Source organism: Burkholderia sp. NLJ2 (genome assembly GCF_049487195.1).
Taxonomy (GTDB): Bacteria; Pseudomonadota; Gammaproteobacteria; order Burkholderiales; family Burkholderiaceae; genus Burkholderia; species Burkholderia pyrrocinia.
Genome location: NZ_CP137810.1, coordinates 1,879,424 through 1,897,783, shown reverse-complemented (window position 1 = coordinate 1,897,783; position 18,360 = coordinate 1,879,424). Strand labels below are relative to the sequence as shown.

General features: G+C 67.0%; 17 protein-coding genes and 3 pseudogenes. 10 read left to right on the top strand and 10 right to left on the bottom strand.

Going from position 1 to position 18,360, the window contains the following annotated elements; all coding sequences use genetic code 11:
- Positions 1-13 precede the first annotated feature (13 nt).
- On the bottom strand, positions 14-1,309 hold the full coding sequence (locus R9B84_RS30890; protein WP_131947099.1) for an O-acetylhomoserine aminocarboxypropyltransferase/cysteine synthase family protein: 1,296 nt from the start codon (positions 1,307-1,309) through the stop codon (positions 14-16).
- Between the two features lie 133 nt (positions 1,310-1,442).
- Here R9B84_RS30890 and R9B84_RS30885 point away from each other — a divergent pair, with 133 nt between their 5' ends.
- Complete coding sequence (locus R9B84_RS30885) at positions 1,443-2,111, top strand: O-methyltransferase (protein ID WP_423761245.1); 669 nt, start codon at positions 1,443-1,445, stop codon at positions 2,109-2,111.
- Between the two features lie 76 nt (positions 2,112-2,187).
- Here the strand turns inward: R9B84_RS30885 and R9B84_RS30880 are convergent, their stop codons facing one another.
- The 3 genes and pseudogenes from R9B84_RS30880 to R9B84_RS30870 all read right to left on the bottom strand — a co-directional run bounded on the left by R9B84_RS30880 (position 2,188) and on the right by R9B84_RS30870 (position 4,949).
- The gene (locus R9B84_RS30880) at positions 2,188-3,336 is read right to left on the bottom strand and encodes a DUF1176 domain-containing protein (protein ID WP_423761244.1); all 1,149 of its coding nucleotides are present in this window, start codon (positions 3,334-3,336) and stop codon (positions 2,188-2,190) included.
- Positions 3,337-3,594: 258 nt separating this feature from the next.
- Positions 3,595-3,723 (bottom strand): annotated as a pseudogene (locus tag R9B84_RS30875) (nucleotidyltransferase); the annotation flags it as partial.
- A 2-nt stretch (positions 3,724-3,725) separates the two neighbouring features.
- Entirely contained in the window at positions 3,726-4,949 is a 1,224-nt protein-coding gene (locus R9B84_RS30870) for an RtcB family protein (RefSeq protein ID WP_423761243.1), read from the bottom strand.
- Positions 4,950-5,176: 227 nt separating this feature from the next.
- On the opposite strand from R9B84_RS30870, the pseudogene R9B84_RS30865 reads away from it, so the two are divergent.
- Positions 5,177-5,518, top strand: a pseudogene (locus R9B84_RS30865) (sigma 54-dependent transcriptional regulator); the annotation flags it as partial.
- A 260-nt stretch (positions 5,519-5,778) separates the two neighbouring features.
- Here the strand turns inward: R9B84_RS30865 and R9B84_RS30860 are convergent.
- Positions 5,779-6,354 carry an AidA/PixA family protein gene (locus R9B84_RS30860; protein WP_423761242.1) on the bottom strand — a complete coding sequence of 192 codons (576 nt, stop codon included), beginning with the start codon at positions 6,352-6,354 and terminating at the stop codon, positions 5,779-5,781.
- A gap of 321 nt (positions 6,355-6,675) precedes the next feature.
- On the opposite strand from R9B84_RS30860, the pseudogene R9B84_RS30855 reads away from it, so the two are divergent.
- Positions 6,676-7,179: pseudogene (locus tag R9B84_RS30855) on the top strand (sigma 54-dependent transcriptional regulator); the annotation flags it as partial.
- Positions 7,180-7,307: 128 nt separating this feature from the next.
- Here the strand turns inward: R9B84_RS30855 and R9B84_RS30850 are convergent.
- The 3 genes from R9B84_RS30850 to R9B84_RS30840 form a co-directional block, all read right to left on the bottom strand.
- Positions 7,308-7,895 carry a nuclear transport factor 2 family protein gene (locus R9B84_RS30850; RefSeq protein WP_423761241.1) on the bottom strand — a complete coding sequence of 196 codons (588 nt, stop codon included), beginning with the start codon at positions 7,893-7,895 and terminating at the stop codon, positions 7,308-7,310.
- Positions 7,896-7,993: 98 nt separating this feature from the next.
- Positions 7,994-8,755 (bottom strand): class I SAM-dependent methyltransferase, encoded by a 762-nt coding sequence (locus R9B84_RS30845; RefSeq protein WP_423761240.1) that lies wholly within the window; start codon positions 8,753-8,755, stop codon positions 7,994-7,996.
- Between the two features lie 13 nt (positions 8,756-8,768).
- On the bottom strand, positions 8,769-9,395 hold the full coding sequence (locus R9B84_RS30840; RefSeq protein ID WP_423761239.1) for a LysE family translocator: 627 nt from the start codon (positions 9,393-9,395) through the stop codon (positions 8,769-8,771).
- Positions 9,396-9,566: 171 nt separating this feature from the next.
- Between R9B84_RS30840 and R9B84_RS30835 the strand changes: the two genes are divergently transcribed.
- From R9B84_RS30835 to R9B84_RS30825, 3 genes are all read left to right on the top strand, one after another.
- A complete protein-coding gene (locus R9B84_RS30835; protein ID WP_423761238.1) occupies positions 9,567-10,367 on the top strand; it encodes a helix-turn-helix domain-containing protein in 801 nt (266 codons plus the stop codon).
- Between the two features lie 113 nt (positions 10,368-10,480).
- Positions 10,481-10,900 (top strand): ATP--cob(I)alamin adenosyltransferase, encoded by a 420-nt coding sequence (locus tag R9B84_RS30830; RefSeq protein ID WP_423761237.1) that lies wholly within the window; start codon positions 10,481-10,483, stop codon positions 10,898-10,900.
- A 110-nt stretch (positions 10,901-11,010) separates the two neighbouring features.
- Positions 11,011-12,003, top strand: coding sequence for a LysR family transcriptional regulator (locus R9B84_RS30825; RefSeq protein WP_423761236.1), 993 nt, complete (start codon positions 11,011-11,013; stop codon positions 12,001-12,003).
- A 310-nt stretch (positions 12,004-12,313) separates the two neighbouring features.
- On the opposite strand, the gene R9B84_RS30820 is transcribed toward R9B84_RS30825, so the two are convergent.
- A complete protein-coding gene (locus tag R9B84_RS30820) occupies positions 12,314-13,234 on the bottom strand; it encodes a LysR substrate-binding domain-containing protein (RefSeq protein WP_423761235.1) in 921 nt (306 codons plus the stop codon).
- Between the two features lie 108 nt (positions 13,235-13,342).
- Between R9B84_RS30820 and R9B84_RS30815 the strand changes: the two genes are divergently transcribed.
- The 3 genes from R9B84_RS30815 to R9B84_RS30805 all read left to right on the top strand — a co-directional run bounded on the left by R9B84_RS30815 (position 13,343) and on the right by R9B84_RS30805 (position 16,424).
- Positions 13,343-14,425, top strand: a complete 1,083-nt coding sequence (locus R9B84_RS30815; RefSeq protein WP_423761234.1) for a tartrate dehydrogenase — start codon at positions 13,343-13,345, stop codon at positions 14,423-14,425.
- Between the two features lie 212 nt (positions 14,426-14,637).
- Complete coding sequence (locus tag R9B84_RS30810; RefSeq protein ID WP_423761233.1) at positions 14,638-15,948, top strand: MFS transporter; 1,311 nt, start codon at positions 14,638-14,640, stop codon at positions 15,946-15,948.
- Between the two features lie 110 nt (positions 15,949-16,058).
- The gene (locus R9B84_RS30805; protein WP_423761232.1) at positions 16,059-16,424 is read left to right on the top strand and encodes a nuclear transport factor 2 family protein; all 366 of its coding nucleotides are present in this window, start codon (positions 16,059-16,061) and stop codon (positions 16,422-16,424) included.
- Between the two features lie 36 nt (positions 16,425-16,460).
- Here R9B84_RS30805 and R9B84_RS30800 read toward each other — a convergent pair whose 3' ends face one another.
- Positions 16,461-16,973, bottom strand: coding sequence for a shikimate kinase (locus tag R9B84_RS30800; RefSeq protein WP_423761231.1), 513 nt, complete (start codon positions 16,971-16,973; stop codon positions 16,461-16,463).
- A 459-nt stretch (positions 16,974-17,432) separates the two neighbouring features.
- Here R9B84_RS30800 and R9B84_RS30795 point away from each other — a divergent pair, with 459 nt between their 5' ends.
- Entirely contained in the window at positions 17,433-18,269 is an 837-nt protein-coding gene (locus tag R9B84_RS30795; RefSeq protein ID WP_423761230.1) for a hypothetical protein, read from the top strand.
- Positions 18,270-18,360 lie beyond the last annotated feature (91 nt).

Sequence of the window (18,360 nt, the reverse complement as noted above, 5' to 3'; positions counted from 1 at the left end):
GCGCCCGTTCCGGTCAAAGCTGCGCGAGCGCCTGGTCGAGATCGGCGAGCAGGTCGTCGATATGCTCGATGCCGATCGACAGCCGCACCGTTTCCTCCTTCACGCCGGCCTTCGCGAGTTCGGCCGGCGACAATTGCCGGTGTGTCGTCGATGCCGGGTGCGTCGCGAGCGACTTCGTATCGCCGATGTTGACGAGCCGCGTGAACAGCTTCAGCGCGTCCTGGAACTTCGCGCCGCCGTCGCGGCCGCCCTTCACGCCGAACGTCAGGATGCCCGGCGCGCGGCCCGACAGGTAGCGTGCGACGAGCGGGTGGTCCGGGTGATCGGGCAGCCCCGCATAGTTCACCCACTCGACCTGCTCGTGGCGCGCGAGATGCTGCGCGATCTTCAGTGCGTTGTCGCTGATCCGTTCGACACGCAGCGCGAGCGTTTCGATGCCCTGCAGGATCTGGAATGCGTTGAACGGCGAGATCGCCGCACCCATGTTGCGCAGCGGCACCACGCGCGCGCGGCCGATATAGGCGGCCGGCCCGAACGCCTCCGTATAGACGACGCCGTGATAGCTGACGTCGGGCTCGTTCAGCCGCTTGAAGCGGTCCGCGTGCTCGGCCCACGGGAACTTGCCCGAATCGACGATCGCGCCGCCGAGGCTTGTGCCGTGTCCGCCGAGATACTTCGTCAGCGAGTGCACGACGATGTCCGCGCCGTGCTCGAACGGGCGCAGCAGGTACGGCGACGGCACCGTGTTGTCGACGATCAGCGGGATCCCGTGGCGATGCGCGACTTCCGCGAGCGCGGCGATGTCGGTGACGTTGCCGAGCGGATTGCCGACCGATTCCGCGAAGATCGCCTTCGTGCGCGCATCGATCAGCGGCTCGAACGACGCGGGGTCGCGCGGATCGGCGAAGCGCGTCGTGATCCCGTACTGCGGCAGCGTATGCGCGAACAGGTTGTAGGTGCCGCCGTACAGCGAACTCGCGGACACGATGTTGTCGCCGGCTTCGGCGATCGTCTGGATCGCGTAGGTGACCGCGGATTGCCCCGACGCGAGCGCGAGCGCGCCGATGCCGCCCTCGAGCGCGGCGATCCGCTGCTCGAGCACGTCCGTCGTCGGGTTCATGATCCGCGTGTAGATGTTGCCCTGGACCTTCAGGTCGAACAGGTCGGCGCCGTGCTGCGTGTCGTCGAATGCGTACGCAACGGTCTGGTAGATCGGTACGGCGACCGCGCGCGTGGTCGGGTCGGGACGATAACCGCCGTGCACGGCGATGGTTTCGAGGCGCCAGTTCGAAGAGGCCTGATCGGTCATGGGTGCTCCGTCTGTTGTTGTGATGGTCGACGGATTATAGGAGCACGTGTGCTGCCGTCCTTAGAACGAATGGTGTGTTGCTTATGGGGACGCCGCGCATAGAATGCCTGTTTCGGCAGACAAGGGGGGCGCGATGGATCAGGATCAGTGGAACCAGGTGGATGCGTATTTTTCCGCGACGCTCGTGCCGTCCGACGATGCGCTCGATGCCGCGCTGGCGGCCAGCGACGCGGCCGGGCTGCCCGCGATCAACGTCGCGCCGAACCAGGGCAAGCTGCTGCAGCTGCTCGCGACGATCCGCGGCGCGCGGCGCATCCTGGAAGTCGGCACGCTCGGCGGCTACAGCACGATCTGGCTCGCGCGTGCGTTGCCGCCGGGCGGCACGCTCGTGACGCTCGAACTGAGTCCCGAGCACGCGAACGTCGCGACGCAGAACATCGCGCGCGCCGGGTTCGCGGAGGTCGTGTCGGTGATCGTCGGCAGCGCGAAGGACAGCCTCGCGCGGCTCGTCGATGCGGGCGAGGCGCCGTTCGATTTCATCTTCATCGATGCGGACAAGGACAACAACCCGGCCTATCTCGACGCGGCGCTGAAGCTGTCGCGGCCCGGCACGGTGATCGTCGTCGACAACGTGGTGCGCCGCGGGCGCGTGGCCGATCCGGACAATCGCGAGCCCGATGTGGTCGGTGTGAGGGATGGGTTCGCGCGTCTCGCAGCCGAGCCGAAGCTCACGACGACGGCCGTGCAGACGGTCGGGCAGAAAGGCTGGGACGGGTTCTCGATTTCGATCGTCGGCGAGTGACGTGATGGCGGCACGCGTGTGCGGGCGTGCCGTGCGCCAGTTTCTGGCGGGATCCGAAATTGGCACGCCACGCGCGTCAGCGGTTTCCCGACGCGTCGGCCCGTCGATACAGGCGCGGCCATTGATCCTGGAACAGGCCGTTGCAGGTGCCGTGCGTCGCGATATCGGCGAGCAGGAAGCGCCGGCCGTCGAAGATCCACGACGCGGTCGAGCCGCAATCGCCGGCACTGCGCAAGCGGACCTTGCTCGACAGCATCGCGCTGGCGGAATCGTAGCCGGCCTCGGTCAGTTCGTTTGCGAACGACGCCGAATCGAGGCCCGCGTTCGCGTTCTCGCCGAAATTCATCGCCGTCGGCGCGTACGGCGCCGTGCGTCGCACGCGGAACCACAGGTCGGTGTGGTTATACATGCTGCTGGTCTGGCACGGTATCGCGACGAGTGCGTCGTCGGCCGAGATCGCCACGGCGCGCGACGTCTTCCGGCGATCGCCGGCCGACATTTCGTCTTCGACATCGGCCGCACATTGCTTCACGTCGGCGCCGAATTTCGCGAGCACGGCATCGACGAGCGGGCGCTGTTCGGCGGCCGACAAGTTCGCGACAGGCGGCGCCGGAACGACGGCGGGCGGCAGCGCCGGCGCGGGTGGCACGGATGACGCCGGCCGGTTGCCGGGGCGCAGCAGCGCCGTGACCGTACCGACGCGGCCCTGCGTGTCGTCGATCAGCAGCAGCGCGGCATTCAATCCCGACAGCGGCGTGCGAGATGTTTGTGCCGCCGCCGGATCGCCGAAGCTCAGCATTTGCGCATTGCGCGATGCGGCAAGCCATGCGGCAATCGTTGCCGGATCACTCGTCCGGATCCGGAACGGGTGCGCGTCGTGATTGTCCGGCTTGTCGCCGAACGCATGCCATTGGGCCGGCATCGCGTCGAACGGGCGGCCGTCGACGCGTGCCGTGCGCAGATCCAGTGGCGTCGACGCGAAGATGTCGAGCGACGGTTGCGCGTCGGGGCCGGCATCGCGCGTCACGCGCAGGATGAGGTTGGTGCGTGCATCGTCGATATCGTCGGCGTGGCTTTCGGCAATGCAGCGGTTGCCGTTGTCGCAGACGACCGACCAGCTCTTGAAGTCGCGCTCGACCGGCGGCCGCGCGAGCGGGCGAGCCTGCGCGGCGAGCGGGGAAGTGGCGAGGAGGGCGGCGAGGACCAGCGAAAGGCGGTGCGACATGACGGTTCGTATCGGCGGTGAATGGGCGGGCGGAAGACGTCGGACTGCAAGCGCATCGTCAGCAAGCGGTGCACGTCGAGTGCAGCGGCGCATGATGCGGCGCGCTTTGCCGAATGAGACCAAGTATACCGCCGCAACCGGCTGCGTTCGGCGCGACGGCGCGTAGTGTGCGGGCACGCACGTTGCTCACCGGCAGCGGCCGGGCGCGTGCAGATGCGGAAACGGCGCGATGCCCGCAGGCATCGCGCCGTTCGTCTTTCACCGACCGTCGACCACGTCGCGCAGGAACGTGTCGAGCATCGCGACGTCGCCCCACGGCCGCTTGTATTCGCGATCGTGTTCGGCCTCGGCGAGCATCGTCTCGACGAGCGCGTGGATCGCGCGCCGCGCTATCCTTTCACGCACACCACCTGGCGCAGCGTATGCACCACTTCCACGAGGCTGCGCTGGGCCGCCATCACCGCGTCGATGTCCTTGTAGGCCATCGGGATTTCGTCGACGACACCCGCGTCCTTCCGGCATTCGACGCCTTGCGTCGCCTTCGCCTGGTCGTCGGCCGTGAAGCGGCGCTTCGCTTCGGTGCGGCTCATCGCCCGGCCCGCGCCGTGGCTGCACGAGCAGAAGCTCTCCGGGTTGCCGAGCCCGCGCACGATGAAGCTCTTCGCCCCCATCGAACCCGGAATGATCCCGAGCTGCCCCTTCTGCGCGGACACCGCGCCCTTGCGCGTCACGAGCACGTCTTCGCCGAAGTGGCGTTCACGCTGCACGTAGTTGTGGTGGCAGTTCACCGCGTGCTCGTCGACCGCGAACGGCTTGCCGATCACGCCGCGTGCCGCGCCGATCACCGCGTCCATCATCGCCTGCCGGTTGCGCCGCGCGTAGTCCTGCGCCCAGCCGACCGCTTCGACGTAGTCGTCGAAGTGCCGGCTGCCCTCGGTGAAATACGCGAGGTTGCGATCCGGCAGGTTCGCGATGTGCTGGCGCATGTCGGCCTGCGCGAGTTCGATGAACAGGCTGCCGATCGCGTTGCCGACGCCGCGCGAGCCGCTGTGCAACATGAACCACACGTGGCCTGCTTCATCGACGCACACTTCGATGAAGTGGTTGCCGGTGCCGAGCGTGCCGAGATGCCCGTAGTGGTTCGTCTTTTCCAGCTTCGGATACTTGTCGACGATCCGCTGGAAACCCGGCAGCAGCGCTTTCCACGATTCGGTCACTGCAGCCGGCGTGCGATCGCCCCACGCGCCCGGATCGCGGCGGCCCGGCGCGCGACCGTGCGGCACCGCGCGTTCGATCGCGCTGCGCAGCCCGGCGAGCGAGTCCGGCAGGTCGGACGCCATCAGCGTCGTGCGCGCGGCCATCATCCCGCAGCCGATATCGACGCCAACCGCGGCCGGAATGATCGCGCCCTTCGTCGGAATCACGCTGCCGATCGTCGAGCCCTTGCCGAGGTGGACGTCCGGCATCACCGCGACGTGGCGGAAGATGAACGGCATCTGCGCGGTGTTGCTCAGTTGCGCACGCGCTTCGTCCTCGACGGCGACGCCTTGCGTCCACATCTTCACCGGCTTGCCGTGCGCCAGTTCCATCACCTGATAATCCATGTCGGTCATTTGCTTCACCTGCTTCGTTCATTCGTGCGGCACGGTGCACATGCGCCGCGCCGCTTGTTTCGAGCCTTAAGCGCCCTTGATGCCGACGAGTCCGTTCAGCACCTGGTCGAGACCGCCGAACACCGAGATGCGGTCGATCCGTTCCGCGACGCGCTTATGCCGTGACGCTTCCGTATATTCTTGTCCTTTTCTTCGACGGCCGCTGGGTGACGCGCATCGTGCGGATCGCGGTGTGGGCCGGCAACTTCCGCGAGCTGTCGGCCTCGGTCACGCGAATGGCGACGCTGGCCGATGCGGGACGGATTACCGAGGACCTGGCCGAGCAGGAAGTCGAGCGGCTGACGCGAACGTGGTCACCGCCGGGCGGCGCGGGCGCGTCCGATACGTGGGTCGATGCAGTGTTCGGCGCACGTGTGGCGGAACTCGACCTGTTCGACCGCGCGCAGCTCGAACGCGTGCTCGATGTGTGCCGCGTGTCGGCGAGCCTGTCGGAAGGCGGGCGCACGCTGTTCGCGGTGTCGCGGCAGAGCAAGAGGTAGCCGAACGATGCGGATCGGCTGCGCAAGTAGCTCGCGCGGTTCGGGCTGGATTGGGAGGGGGGGCGGCGAGAGTTCGACGGGGGCGTGCTGTCACCCGACAGGCGTTAGTGACGCCACATCGCAAGCGTTTGTTGCGCAAGCCATCGGAGCGGCCGTCGCAAACTGCGTGCGGAAAGCCGCCGGGCAGGGCGGCTGGCTGTGAGGAACCTCGACACTCGAAAGGGGGCTGATTCATCTGCAACGGCGATCCGAAAAGAATCATCGCCCCCTCACGTCTATCGGATATCGCTTCAGGCGAGGCAGGTCACTTCCGGATCCCACTTGTAGTATCCGGAGTTTGCATAATCGATCTCCCCGGTTCTGCGGTCGACCTCCATTGCGTAGAAGGTCACGATGTATTGATCGGTGTCGTGACCGACAACCGATGCGCTGACGCGGTTGTCCGTGAATTTCTTGATATCGTAGGGTTCCTTCTTGTCGATGTTGTACGCAAGGTAGGACCCCGGAACATCGTTCGGCGGGCCCTGGAACTTGAGGACTTTGGCGACGCCGTTCGGTTCAATCGAAACCAGCGCTGCCGCATGATTGATGTTCCCGCTGAACGAGAGGCCGCGCCAGCGAACGGTGTCGCCGGTGAGGCCGTAGATCGAGATGTCCGGCGTCGCGTTCGTCGAGGGTTTCACATATTCCTCGGGCGCAACCATGTACGCATATTTCACCGAGGTCGGCCCGTGAGGGAGCCAGATCGCGGACTGAGGCGTCTTGTTACCCACGGGTTTAAAGTCGTGCAGAATCAGCTCGACGTCGAACAGTGTGACGATTTCGATGGTGGCCGGTGCGCCGGCCAGAATTTCGCGGTGTCCCATGATTCGCTCCGAAGAGAAATGATGTGCCAAGTGAGGGCGCTTGCGGCACCTTCTCCCCTTCCAGGTCGATCGTCTTCTCGGTCGAAGAATTCAAATCGTGTGAAAGAGTGCTGGCAGCGTAAGCGGAATGGGCGCGCGAATCGATTACACGCGATTACAGTCCGGTGCAGGTGATGGCCGACGCGGTCTGCGTCGGCCCGGCCGGGAGAGCACGTGCCTTCGCCGTGTAATTTCGTTGCAAAGCTAAATCCGCATGATCGTATGGAGCGTCGAAGTCATGGCCAAGCAGCAAGAGGAGTCCGTTCCGACGATTACCAACCCAATCGGTGGGCGTATGAACTGCCGGGGCTCGCCGACCGCCGCGAGGACATCGAGCCGAACCTCGAATTCGAGCTCGACCGTTTCGGCCGCGAGCAGGGCGAGCAGGTGCGTTTTAACGTCGAGGCGAAGCGGCGTTATCTCGCGTTCGCGGCGTCGCCGCGCGCGGCGTGGGCCGGCAACTTCCGCGAGCTGTCGGCCTCGGTCACGCGGATGGCGGCGCTGGCCGATGCGGGACGGATTACCGAGGACCTGGCCGAGCAGGAAGTCGAGCGGCTGACGCGCACGTGGTCACCGCCGGGCGGCGCGGGGGCGTCCGATACGTCGGTCGATACGGTGTTCGGCGCACGTGCGACGGAACTCGACCTGTTCGACCGCGCGCAGCTCGAACGCGTGCTCGATGTGTGCCGCGTGTCGGCGAGCCTGTCGGAAGCCGGGCGCACGCTGTTCGCGGTGTCGCGGCAGAGCAAGAAGCAGCCGAACGATGCGGATCGGCTGCGCAAGTAGCTCGCGCGGTTCGGGCTGGATTGGGAGGGGGTGCGGCAGGCACTTGAAGTGGCGCGGTGAGCGCGGCGTGCGGATGCCGCACGGAGCCGAATGGCCCCGCACGCACGCGGGCACGCGGGCGGGTTCGGTCACGCCGCTGCCGCTGCGGCCTCCCGGAACGGCGCGAGGAATCCCCAATCCGGCTGCGCCGCCGCCACATCCGCCAACCCGCGCGCGAACGCCTGCACCGGCAGCCACGGATACCCGAACGCCGCGTGCAGCGCATCGCGTTTCACCGACTGCGGATCGTCGATCGTATCCATCCGCGCGATATGAATGTGCAGCGCGGTTATCCGCGCAACGCGTTCGCCATCGCACGCGAACTGCCAGCGATACGTGCCGTGGCCGATCCGCAACGCGCCGTTGTCCTTCTGCCGCATCACGACGAGCCACGACATTCCGCTGACGCCATGTTCGTCGACGACCGGTTCCGTGCAGACGTAATAGGTCCGGCACCGTTCGAACCGCTCGCCGAATTCCTCGACCAGCGTGCGCGCAATGGCCGCCGCGCCCGTCACGCGCGGCGGAAAATCGATGTCGTCGTTCGCGAGCGAAAAGCTCAGCTCGGCATCGGCCGCGAAGCAGTCGGCGATCAGCGCGGGCCGGTTCAGGTCCTTCGCGCGCAGATAGCATTCGAGCAGCGCGCGAACCTGCGCGGGATTAAGCGGGAAGGGCATGGTTGAGCCTCCAGTATCGGGTTATCGGGCCGCATGCTCCGGCATGCGTATGCGGTAGATACACTGTCCGTTGCGGGCTGACGTAATCGAACGCGCACTCAGGCGCGGCAGATCGCGATGATCTCCGCGCTGGTTGCCGCGTCGAACGGTGCGCGTTGCCAGTCGCCGCACCAGTCGGCCGACGCGAATCCGGCGGCCGCCACGCGCGCCTGCAATTCGGGTTGCGCGATGAAGCGCAGCCGGCTCGTGTTCTTCAGCAACATGTCGTCGCGGCGGAAACGGTAGTACGTATCGAACGTCACGATCTCGTCGTCTACCGCGCGCACCGCATGATGGAGATCGACGCCGCCGAAATCGCGCGAATCGACGCTGCATGCCGAATGCTCCGGTGTCCATGCGCACCACGGCGCGACGTACGGGTTGCGGGTGTCGAACAGAAAGCGGCCGCCGTCGGCGAGCGTGCGCCTTACACCGCGCAACGTCGCGTCGATGTCGTCGTCGGTCAGCAGGCACTGGAACGCGTGCCCGGTCATCACGACCGCATCGAACGGCGCGCCGGGCGGCAGGCCGGGCAGATCGCAGGCGATCCAGCGTACCGCGCCGGCGCCCGGCTGGCGTCGTGCGTAATCGATCATTGCCGGCGCGGGATCGATCGCGACGACGTCGTGTCCGGCCGCCGCGAGCCGGCGCGCGAACGTGCCGGTGCCGCAACCGAGATCGAGAATGCGTTGCCGCGCGGCGCCGATAACGGATGCGTAGAACGCAAAATCGCGATCGCCCGCGTTGAACAGGTCGTAGACCGCGACGAGGCGCGGGTCCGTGTAGAGGGCTTCGCCGACGGGCGCCGTGCCGGACGTCATGCGGCCGCGCGCATCAGCGCTGCTGCACGGCCACGCGCAGCCCGAGCGCGATGAAGATCGAGCCGATGATCTTCCCCTGCCAGCGCGTGAGCCACGTGAGCCGCTTCACGATACGGCCGAGCGGGCGGATCGAGCACGCGAGCAGCGACGTATAGAGCGAGCTGAGCACGACGAAGATCAGCCCGAGCACCGCGAACTGCACGAACGTCGAGCCGCGTTCCGGATGCACGAACTGCGGCATGAACGCGAGAAAGAACAGCGCGGTCTTCGGATTCAGCACTTCGGCGGGAATCGCCTGCAGGTATGCCTTGAGCGGCGTGACGGGCGACACCGTCGGCAGCGACGGATCGGACGGTTTCTCCAGCAGCGCGCGCACGCCGAGATAGATCAGGTACGCGGCGCCGACCAGCTTCACGACGTTGAATGCGAGCGCCGACGTCATCAGCAGCGCGGACAGCCCGACCGCCGCGAACAGCGTATGCACGAAGTCGCCGCTCGCGACGCCGAGGCCGGTCAGGATGCCGGTCTTGCGGCCGCCCTGCACGGTGCGGCTCAGCACGAGCAGCACGGCGGGGCCGGGGATCAGGAACAGGCCCAGAACGACGGCCGTGAAGGTGGTCAGCGTGGTCAGGTCGAACATGGCGGCTCCGGCAGGTGGGTGCAGCGGCGGGGGATCGGCGCATTGTATTCGGTTCGGCGCGCGGCCGCAGACGCCGCCCGCGAACCGCCCGGCTGCGCCGGCGCCTTTCTGGTATAAGCACGAAACGATGCGCGGGCACGGTGCCCGGCATCCTCCACCACCTACCGTTTCATGCGCAAGCTTCCACCGACCACCGATCCCGCAGCGGACGCCGACATCTACCGCGTGCCGCGTCCGCTCGTCGTGTTCGGCGGCTCGGTCGTCGAGCCCGAGTGGCGGCTCGAGCGGCACAGCCATCGCCAGGCGCAGCTGCTCTACACGCTGAGCGGCGTCATCTATTGCGAGATCGACGGCGGCGTGTGGAGCGCGCCGCCGCAATGCACGGTGTGGATTCCGGGCGACGTCCCGCATTCGGCGCGCGGCTCGGCCGGCGCGACCTTCTATGCGGTGCTGGTCGAACCCGATGCCGCGCTGGATTTGCCCGCGCGCTGCTGCACGCTGTCGACGTCGCCGCTGCTGCGCGAGCTGCTGCTGAAGGCGGCGAGCTTCCCGAACCTGTACGACGTCGACGGCCCGCAAGGGCGGCTGGTGGCGACGCTGCTCGACGAACTCGTCGCGGCGCCGGTCGAGGACCTGTATCTGCCGATGCCGGCCGACCGCCGCCTGCGCAAGCTGATCGACCATCTGCTCGACGATCCGGCCGACAAGTCGTCGCTGCCCGAACTCGCGCGGCGCGCGGGCGTCAGCGAACGCAGCCTGACGCGGCTCGCGACGAAGGAGCTCGGGATGAGCCTCGGCGACTGGCGCCGGCGGCTGCACGTCGCGCTGTCGCTGCGGATGCTGACGACCGGCCGCCGCGTGCACCAGATCGCGATCGATCTCGGCTACGAGAGCGCGAGCAGCTTCGTGACGATGTTCCGCAAGGCGACCGGCAAGTCGCCGACGCAATTCCTGAGCGACCGGCAACGCTGAACGGCGCGGCGCGCGCACGTTTGGCCGGAATGAAAAAGCGGTTGGCCGGGATGAGAAATGACGCGGTTGGCCTCGATCCATAAAATGAGAATCGTTCTCATCTGGAGGCCGACATGCAGATCGTCACGACTGAATTCCCGTTTGTCTGGTTGCGTTACAGCGGTTCGACGCACACCGACCCCGCCCGCCTGCTCGCCGAACTCGACGCGTTGCTGGCGCGCCGCGAACGCTTCGTTCTTCTGACCGACGACGCGCCGTCCGGCGACGATCGCGGCGCCGGCGATCACGAAATGCGCAAGCAGCTCGCGAAGTGGAGCAAGGCCAACCGCGCGCAATCGCGCGAATGGATCCCCGCGATGATCGCGATCGAGCCCGACGCGGCGCGGCGCGTCGCGCTCGACGCGTTCTCGGGCGCGTTCGAGAAAGTCTGGGGCTATCCGTTGAACGCAGCGGCGACCCGCGACGCTGCGCTCGCGCTGGCGCAACGGCTGCTCGACGAACCGGCGCGCGGCGCCGCGGCGGCGAACGGCTGAACCGGCTGAACCGGGTGCTGCGCCGGCGGCGCGGCTTTCCTCGACATCGACACGCATGCACGGCGCACGAACGTGTGTCGCGGCATGCGGTAACCACGCAGGGGCGACCGGTGGACAATCCGATCCGCGCGATGCGCATCTTCACGCGCATCGTCGACATGAACAGCTTTACGCGCGCGGCGCAGGCGCTCGGCATTTCGCGCGCGACCGCGACGCGGACCGTGCAGGAGCTCGAAGCGGCGCTCGGCATGCCGCTGCTGGTGCGCACGACGCGCGCGCTGCGTGCGACGCCCGAAGGCGACGCGTATTACCGGCGCTGCCTGCGCATCACGGCGGACGTCGACGAGCTCGAAGCCAGCATCCGCGGCGCCGCGCTGCGTCCGAGCGGGCCGCTGCGCGTCGAGTTGCCGGGATCGGTGGCGGGCGCGATCGTGTTGCCTGCGCTCGGCGAATTTCAGGCACGGCATCCCGATCTCGTGCTGATGCTCGGCGCGTCCGGGCGCGCGGCCGACATGGTCGGCGACGCGGTCGACTGCAGTATCCGGCTCGGCGAGCTGCCCGATTCGTCGCTCGTCGCGCGCCGGCTCGGCATGCTCGAGCGCGTGACGTGCGCGAGCCCTGCGTATCTCGACCGTCGCGGCGTCCCGCGCACGCTCGACGATCTCGCCGCGCATCGCGCGGTATGCGGGTTGTCCGTTTCCGGTCGGCGCACGGCCGAACTCGATTTCACGGTGGATGGCGCGGTGCGCAAGGTGCGGCTAGACGGCATCGTCAGCGTGGACGACGAGCACGCGTACCTCGCGTGCGGCGTGCACGGTCTCGGCATGATCCAGCCGCCGCGTGTCGCCGCGCAGCCGTTGATCGACGCAGGACGGTTGCGGGAAGTGCTGCCGCGCTGGCGGCCGGGAGCGATAACCGTGTCGGCCGTCTATGTGAAGCGACCGCATGTGTCGCCCGGCGTGCGCGCGTTCGTCGACTGGATCGCCGAGCGGTTTGCGCAGGACCTGAACGGTGTGGTCGTCGCGGGGCCCATGGCGCGACAGCCGGTGCCGGAAGCCGTCGAGATGAACGATCGCGAGGGCAGTCAGGTGGCGATGGCGTGAATGAGGGGGGGCTGAACGAAGGCCGGTCAATCGTTCGCGAGATGGAACGCGTCGGCCATGCGCTCCTGCTCGCGTGTGCGACGCGCGAGTCGCGTCGCAGGGTGAGGTCCGGTGCATCGAGATGTAAATATTCTGGCGATTGTTTGCCGTGTTTCGCCAGAATATTTGCCTTTTGATGTCCGCCCAGGCGAGACAAGCCCGTGCGCATTCGGAGCGGAGCGCGACCAGGTGCAGAGCAATTCGGCCGTCGAGCGTTGTCTGTGCCGAACGCATGTAGCGATGGCGGCTTGCGCCAGCCTTACCGTCTTCCCTACACCGCGCTCAACCGCCCCAACTCGTCCGCCAGAAAATCAACGAACGCGCGAATCCGCGCGGACATCTGGTGACGTTGCGCGTACACCGCGTAGATATCGGCGCTCGGCGTTTCGTGGTCGGGCAGCACGACGACCAGGCGACCGTCGGCGAGATAGTCGCGGAGGTCCCATTCGGCGCGCATCAGGATCCCGTGCCCGTCGAGCGCCCACTTCACTGCGATCTCGCCGTCGTTCGTCGTCAGGTTGCCGTTGATCCGCACGGCTTCCGTGTTGCGTGCCGCGCCGCGCCCGCTCGTCAGTCGCCACACGCCGTAGCCCTCGTCGCCTTGCCGGATGCCGATGCAGTTGTGCCGCGTCAGGTCGTGCGGCGTGCCGGGCATCCCGTGCCGCGCGAGATACGCGGGCGCCGCGCACAGCAGCCGGCGGTTCGGCGCGAGCCGCCGCGCGACGACGCGCGTGTCGGGCGGCTCGCCGAAGCGGATGCACACGTCGAACGCGTCGTCGGTGAGCGGCGGCGGCATCACCGACAACTGAAGCTGCACCGACACCTCCGGATAACGCGCGACGAAGCGCGAGATCGCGGGGCCGACGTGGCTGCGCCCGAAACCGAGCGTCGCGTTCACGCGCAGCAGCCCCTTCGGGCGCTGCTTCGCGCTGCCGAGCAGCTCGCCGAGTTCGTCCATCTGGTCGAGGATCCGGCGCGCGTAGTCGAGATACACGTCGCCTTCGGGCGTCAGCATCATCCGCCGCGTCGTGCGGTTGACGAGCGTCACGCCCGCGCGCCGCTCCATCTGCGTGAGCCGCTTGCTGACGGCCGCCGCGGTCAGCCCGAGTTCGCGCGCGGCCGCGCTCAGGCTGCCCGACGCAGCCAGCGTCGAAAAGAAGCCGAGATCGGCCGGCTGGACGGTATCCGCCATGACGGGATTCGTGAATAAAAGTTAAAGATGCTTTGAGTCTAGCACCGGTTCATGCACTCCTGGTTCGGTAAAGTGCGTTCACGCTCATGATCAATCGAGGACCTCCGCATGAAGACCTACCGTATCGCAACGATTCCCGGCGACGGCATCGGCAAGGAAGTGGTGCCGGCCGGCAAGCAGGTGCTGGAAGCGCTGGCCCGCGGCAGCGACCGCTTCGCGTTCGCGTTCGAGGATTTCGACTGGGGCGCCGATTACTACCGCCTGCATGGCGCGATGATGCCGGCCGACGGCCTCGACGCGTTGCGCGGCAAGGACGCGATCCTGTTCGGCTCGGCGGGCGACCCCGACGTGCCCGACCACGTGACGCTGTGGGGGCTGCGCCTGAAGATCTGCCAGGGCTTCGACCAGTACGCGAACGTGCGCCCGACGCGCATCCTGCCCGGCATCGACGCGCCGCTCAAGCGCTGCGGGCCGGACGACCTGAACTGGGTCATCGTCCGCGAGAACTCCGAAGGCGAATACGCGGGCGTCGGCGGTCGCGTGCACCAGGGCCATCCGATCGAGGCCGCGACCGACGTGTCGATCCTCACGCGCGCCGGCGTCGAACGCATCATGCGTTTCGCGTTCCGGCTCGCGCAGTCGCGTCCGCGCAAGCTGCTGACCGTGATCACGAAGAGCAACGCGCAGCGGCACGCGATGGTGATGTGGGACGAGATCGCGAAGCAGGTCGCGCAGGAATTCCCCGACGTCACGTGGGACAAGGAGCTCGTCGACGCGGCGACCGCGCGCATGGTCAACCGGCCGGCGTCGCTCGACACGATCGTCGCGACCAACCTGCACGCGGACATCCTCAGCGATCTCGCCGCCGCGCTCGCCGGCAGCCTCGGCATCGCGCCGACCGGCAACATCGATCCCGAGCGCCGTTATCCGTCGATGTTCGAGCCGATCCACGGCTCCGCATTCGACATCATGGGCAAGGGGCTCGCGAATCCGGTCGGCACGTTCTGGTCGGTCGTGATGCTGCTCGAGCATCTCGGCGAGACGGAAGCCGCCGCGCGCGTGATGCGGGCGATCGAGGCCGTGACGGCCGACCCGTCACTGCATACGCGCGACCTCGGCGGCAGCGCGACGACCGCGCAGGTGACGGCGGCCGTCTGCGAGCGCGTCGCGAATGCGGCGGTCGCGGCCTGACGATCGAGACGGCGCTGCGCATGCGCGCCGCAACGTAGCGGCGGCGCGTGTGCGCAACCGGTAGCCGACCGCCGCCCGTTCGTCATCCTGAGGATTTTTCATGCCCGCGACTCGCGCGTCCGACGCGAGCCGGGCGTCGGCCCGCGCGCTTCGTCGTGGCGCCGGCGAGTACTCACAGACAGAGCACGGCTCGACCTCGAAGGAGGAGACACATGCAAACGGATCTGGAAACCCGCGTCGCGCGGAAACTGATGTGGCGCATCATTCCATTCGTGATGCTGCTTTACTTCGTCAGCTTTCTCGATCGCGTCAATGTCGGCTTTGCCGCGATGACGATGAACAAGGCGATCGGCCTGTCGCCGACTGCGTTCGGGTTCGGCGGCGGCCTGTTCTTCATCGGCTACTTCCTGTTCGAAGTGCCGTCCAACCTGATTCTCCATCGTGTCGGTGCGCGCATCTGGATCGCGCGCGTGATGATCACGTGGGGCCTCGTGTCGGCCGTATCCGCGTTCGCGGTCGGGCCGACGAGCTTCTACGTGCTGCGCTTTCTGCTCGGCGTGGCAGAAGCCGGGTTCTTCCCCGGCATCATCCTGTACCTCAGCCTGTGGTTTCCCGTGAAGCAGCGCGCGGTGGCCGCCGCGTGGTTCATGGCGGCCGCGCCGATCTCGACCGCGATCGGTTCGCCGCTGTCGGGCGCGATCATGCAGATGCCGCCGATGTTCGGGCTCGCCGACTGGCAGATGCTGTATATCGTCGAAGCGCTGCCGGCGGTCGTGCTCGGCTTCGTCGTGCTGAAATGCCTGACCGATTCGCCGTCGAAGGCCGCATGGCTGCAGCCGGACGAGCGCGACTGGCTGATCGCGAAGCTGAAGGCCGAAGCGGACGTGCGCCACACGCATGCCGGGCATACGGCCGGCGCGTGGCAGGCGTTGCGCGATCCGCGCGTGCTGGCCCTTGCGCTGATCTACTTCGGCACGTCGGCCGGGCTGTACACGCTCGGGCTGTGGGCGCCGCTGATGGTCAAGCAGTTCGGCTTCACCGCGCTGCAGACGGGCTTGCTGACCGGCATCCCGAGCATCGCCGCGGTCGTCGCGATGATCGTGTGGGCACGGCATTCGGATCGCACCGGCGAGCGCACGTGGCACGTCGTGATTCCGTGCGTACTCGCGTGCATCGGCTTCGTGTTCGCGGGGCAGGCGAGCACCGCGCTGCTGACCGTGCTCGCGCTGGTCGTCGTCAACATCGGGATCAGCGCCGCGAAGGCGCCGCTGTGGGCGATGCCGAGCGCGTTCCTGTCGGGCGCCGGCGCGGCCGCCGGGATCGCGATGATCAACTCGATCGGCAATCTCGGCGGGTTCGTCGGGCCGTTCGCGATCGGCTGGCTGAAGCATGCGACGGGCGGGTATGCTGCGGGGCTCTATGTGGTGGCGGGCACGCTCGCGGTGTCGGCGGTCGTCACGCTGATGCTGAGCCGCAAGGGGGCGCGCGAGCAGGTCGTGTCGGGTGCGCAGCATCATCATTGAAGGCGGGGCATGCTGGACGCGGCGAGTGCAGGGGAGTTGTGCGGCCGCTGATACACTCGAGCGCACGGGCCGGCATTCACGCCGCGCCCGATACGGAGACGACGAGCCGGATGGAACCGATCACCGACGCATTCGCGCAGCACTTTGCGCAGGAATGGATCGACGCATGGAACGCGCACGATCTCGACCGTATTCTGTCGCACTACGATGATGACTTCGTCATGCATTCGCCGATGATCGTGCGGATCGCGGGCGAGCCGAGCGGATGCCTGCGCGGCAAGGATGCGGTGCGCGCGTACTGGGCGAAGGCGCTGCAACGCATGCCGGACCTGCGTTTCGAGTTCATTGCGGTGCTGGCGGGCGTGGATAGCGTCGCCATTCACTATCGCGGCGCAAATGGACGCGGCGCGGTCGAGGTGTTCCACTTCGGTGCCGGCGATCGCGTGAACGAGGCATTCGCCCGCTACGCGGCGTGAGGCGGCGGCAGCGAATCGTTCGGCAGGGCCTTGCCGCTATGCGTTTGATGCGTGGACGCTTTGCGCAATCTCCCGCGCACATGCATCGGCCGACGCCTTCGACGTATCGATCACGCAATCGCTGAACGCGCGCGCCGCATACCCTTCCCGATACATCTCGGCGATACGCTGCCGTTCCCAGTCCGTCAGCGCGCGCGAACCGCGATCCGACGCCGCGACCGCTTCGGGCGGCGCGAGCGTTACGACGAACAACCGCGCATCACGCGCATCGCAAGCCGCGCGCAACCGTTCGAATTCCGCGTCGCCGATCGGATAGGCGATCACCAGATGGCGCTCGCACGCCTGCGCGATCTGCGTGACGAGGCGTTCCAGCGCGATCGCCCACTGCACGTCGAACGGTGCGTCTTCGGGCGCATCGTGATCGTCGCCGTCGATGAAGCGCGCATCGGACAGCGCGTGGGCGAGTGCGCGGCCGATCGTCGTCTTGCCGCTGTTGATCGGGCCGTTCAGGTGGGTGACGGTGAGGGGCGGGTGGGATCGCGATGTCATGAGCGGGTGCCTGTCGGCGCGTGATGGTCGCGGACGGCGTCGTTCACGCGACTCGATGGGTCGAAGCGAATGAGGCGTCGTGGCGAATTACGCGCGACTGACGAATACCTCGGAAGATTGCCCTAAAGATCATCGCGCCGCTGCCGTTACTGTCCTCGGTAGTTCACGAAATATCACGAAAACGGCGCAGCCGTACAACCACACGACCAGATAACCGAGGGGCTCACGGCCGGCGAAGCCGTGCGCAAGATCACAAGATGGTACGCATCCAGTCGACGCGACGGCATCGGGGGCCGGCGTGCGCGCTTCCTTTGGCTTGCGGCGGCGGGACCGTTGCCGCAACGCTGCGCTGCCGCCACGGAGATTGCTCCGGCGCGCGGCACGCCCACGCGTTCATCCGTTGCGCCGCCCGAAGGTTACGCGCCGCCGATTACCACATCCCCTTTTTTCAATCACTCAATGAAGAACTCATCCAAAGCCACCCTGTTCGGTTGCGGCCTGCTCGTGACGCTGCTGTCCGGTTGCGTCACGTTGCCGAACACCGACCTGAAACCCGAAGCCCGTGAGAAGCTGCATTCGATCGCCATCCTCGAAGTCACCGAGCCGAAGCGCGTCGCGGTCGTCAATCTCGGCGGCGCGGCGGGCGGGTTCGGCCTGATCGGCGCACTGGCGCAAACCGCCATCAACGCGAGCCATACGAGCACCTACACGGATCACGTGGCCACCAGCAAGATCGTATTCGCACCGGACATCGCGGACGGCGTAACGGGCCGCCTCACCGGCAACGGGTATCAGGTCGTGAAGCTGGACGGCCAGAAAGTGAAGCTCGCGGATGACGGCAAGTCGGACGACTACTCCGCGATCCAGACCGACGCGGATGCCATCATGAATGTGTGGTTCACGTCGTTCGGCTATATCTCGCCGCCCAACCAGCCCGATTACATTCCGTGGGTGGTCGTCCGGGCGCGCATTCTCGACGCGAAGACGAAGCAGGACATCTATTACAAGACGTTCGCGTGCGGCTACGACATCAAGTCGAACAGCGTTCACATCGACAGCGATTTCGCTTACACGTACGGGAGCTTCAGCGATCTCGAGAAGCGTTTCGACAAGTCGGTGGAAGGGATCAAGTCGTGCGAGAAGTCGGTCGTGGACATGATCGGTCAGGATCTGGCACGGACGCCGGCGACTGCGGCTACGCAGACGGCTGCGACGACGACTGCGACGACGACCGCGGCTACGACGACGACTGCGACTGCGACGACTGCGACCGGGACGGCCACGGCATCGAAATGATCTTGATGCGACTGCAGGATCGTCGCGATACGCGTTCCGGATCCGGCAGTGCTTGAGGAAAGCTGGGAGGGGAGTACTGCACGCGGCCGGG

Coding starts and splice junctions, on each gene's coding strand:
- R9B84_RS30890 (WP_131947099.1), bottom strand. CDS start 1,309: ATGACCGATCAGGCCTCTTCGAACTGGCGCCTCGAAACCATCGCCGTG.
- R9B84_RS30885 (WP_423761245.1), top strand. CDS start 1,443: ATGGATCAGGATCAGTGGAACCAGGTGGATGCGTATTTTTCCGCGACG.
- R9B84_RS30880 (WP_423761244.1), bottom strand. CDS start 3,336: ATGTCGCACCGCCTTTCGCTGGTCCTCGCCGCCCTCCTCGCCACTTCC.
- R9B84_RS30870 (WP_423761243.1), bottom strand. CDS start 4,949: ATGACCGACATGGATTATCAGGTGATGGAACTGGCGCACGGCAAGCCG.
- R9B84_RS30860 (WP_423761242.1), bottom strand. CDS start 6,354: ATGGGACACCGCGAAATTCTGGCCGGCGCACCGGCCACCATCGAAATC.
- R9B84_RS30850 (WP_423761241.1), bottom strand. CDS start 7,895: ATGCCCTTCCCGCTTAATCCCGCGCAGGTTCGCGCGCTGCTCGAATGC.
- R9B84_RS30845 (WP_423761240.1), bottom strand. CDS start 8,755: ATGACGTCCGGCACGGCGCCCGTCGGCGAAGCCCTCTACACGGACCCG.
- R9B84_RS30840 (WP_423761239.1), bottom strand. CDS start 9,395: ATGTTCGACCTGACCACGCTGACCACCTTCACGGCCGTCGTTCTGGGC.
- R9B84_RS30835 (WP_423761238.1), top strand. CDS start 9,567: ATGCGCAAGCTTCCACCGACCACCGATCCCGCAGCGGACGCCGACATC.
- R9B84_RS30830 (WP_423761237.1), top strand. CDS start 10,481: ATGCAGATCGTCACGACTGAATTCCCGTTTGTCTGGTTGCGTTACAGC.
- R9B84_RS30820 (WP_423761235.1), bottom strand. CDS start 13,234: ATGGCGGATACCGTCCAGCCGGCCGATCTCGGCTTCTTTTCGACGCTG.
- R9B84_RS30815 (WP_423761234.1), top strand. CDS start 13,343: ATGAAGACCTACCGTATCGCAACGATTCCCGGCGACGGCATCGGCAAG.
- R9B84_RS30810 (WP_423761233.1), top strand. CDS start 14,638: ATGCAAACGGATCTGGAAACCCGCGTCGCGCGGAAACTGATGTGGCGC.
- R9B84_RS30805 (WP_423761232.1), top strand. CDS start 16,059: ATGGAACCGATCACCGACGCATTCGCGCAGCACTTTGCGCAGGAATGG.
- R9B84_RS30800 (WP_423761231.1), bottom strand. CDS start 16,973: ATGACATCGCGATCCCACCCGCCCCTCACCGTCACCCACCTGAACGGC.
- R9B84_RS30795 (WP_423761230.1), top strand. CDS start 17,433: ATGAAGAACTCATCCAAAGCCACCCTGTTCGGTTGCGGCCTGCTCGTG.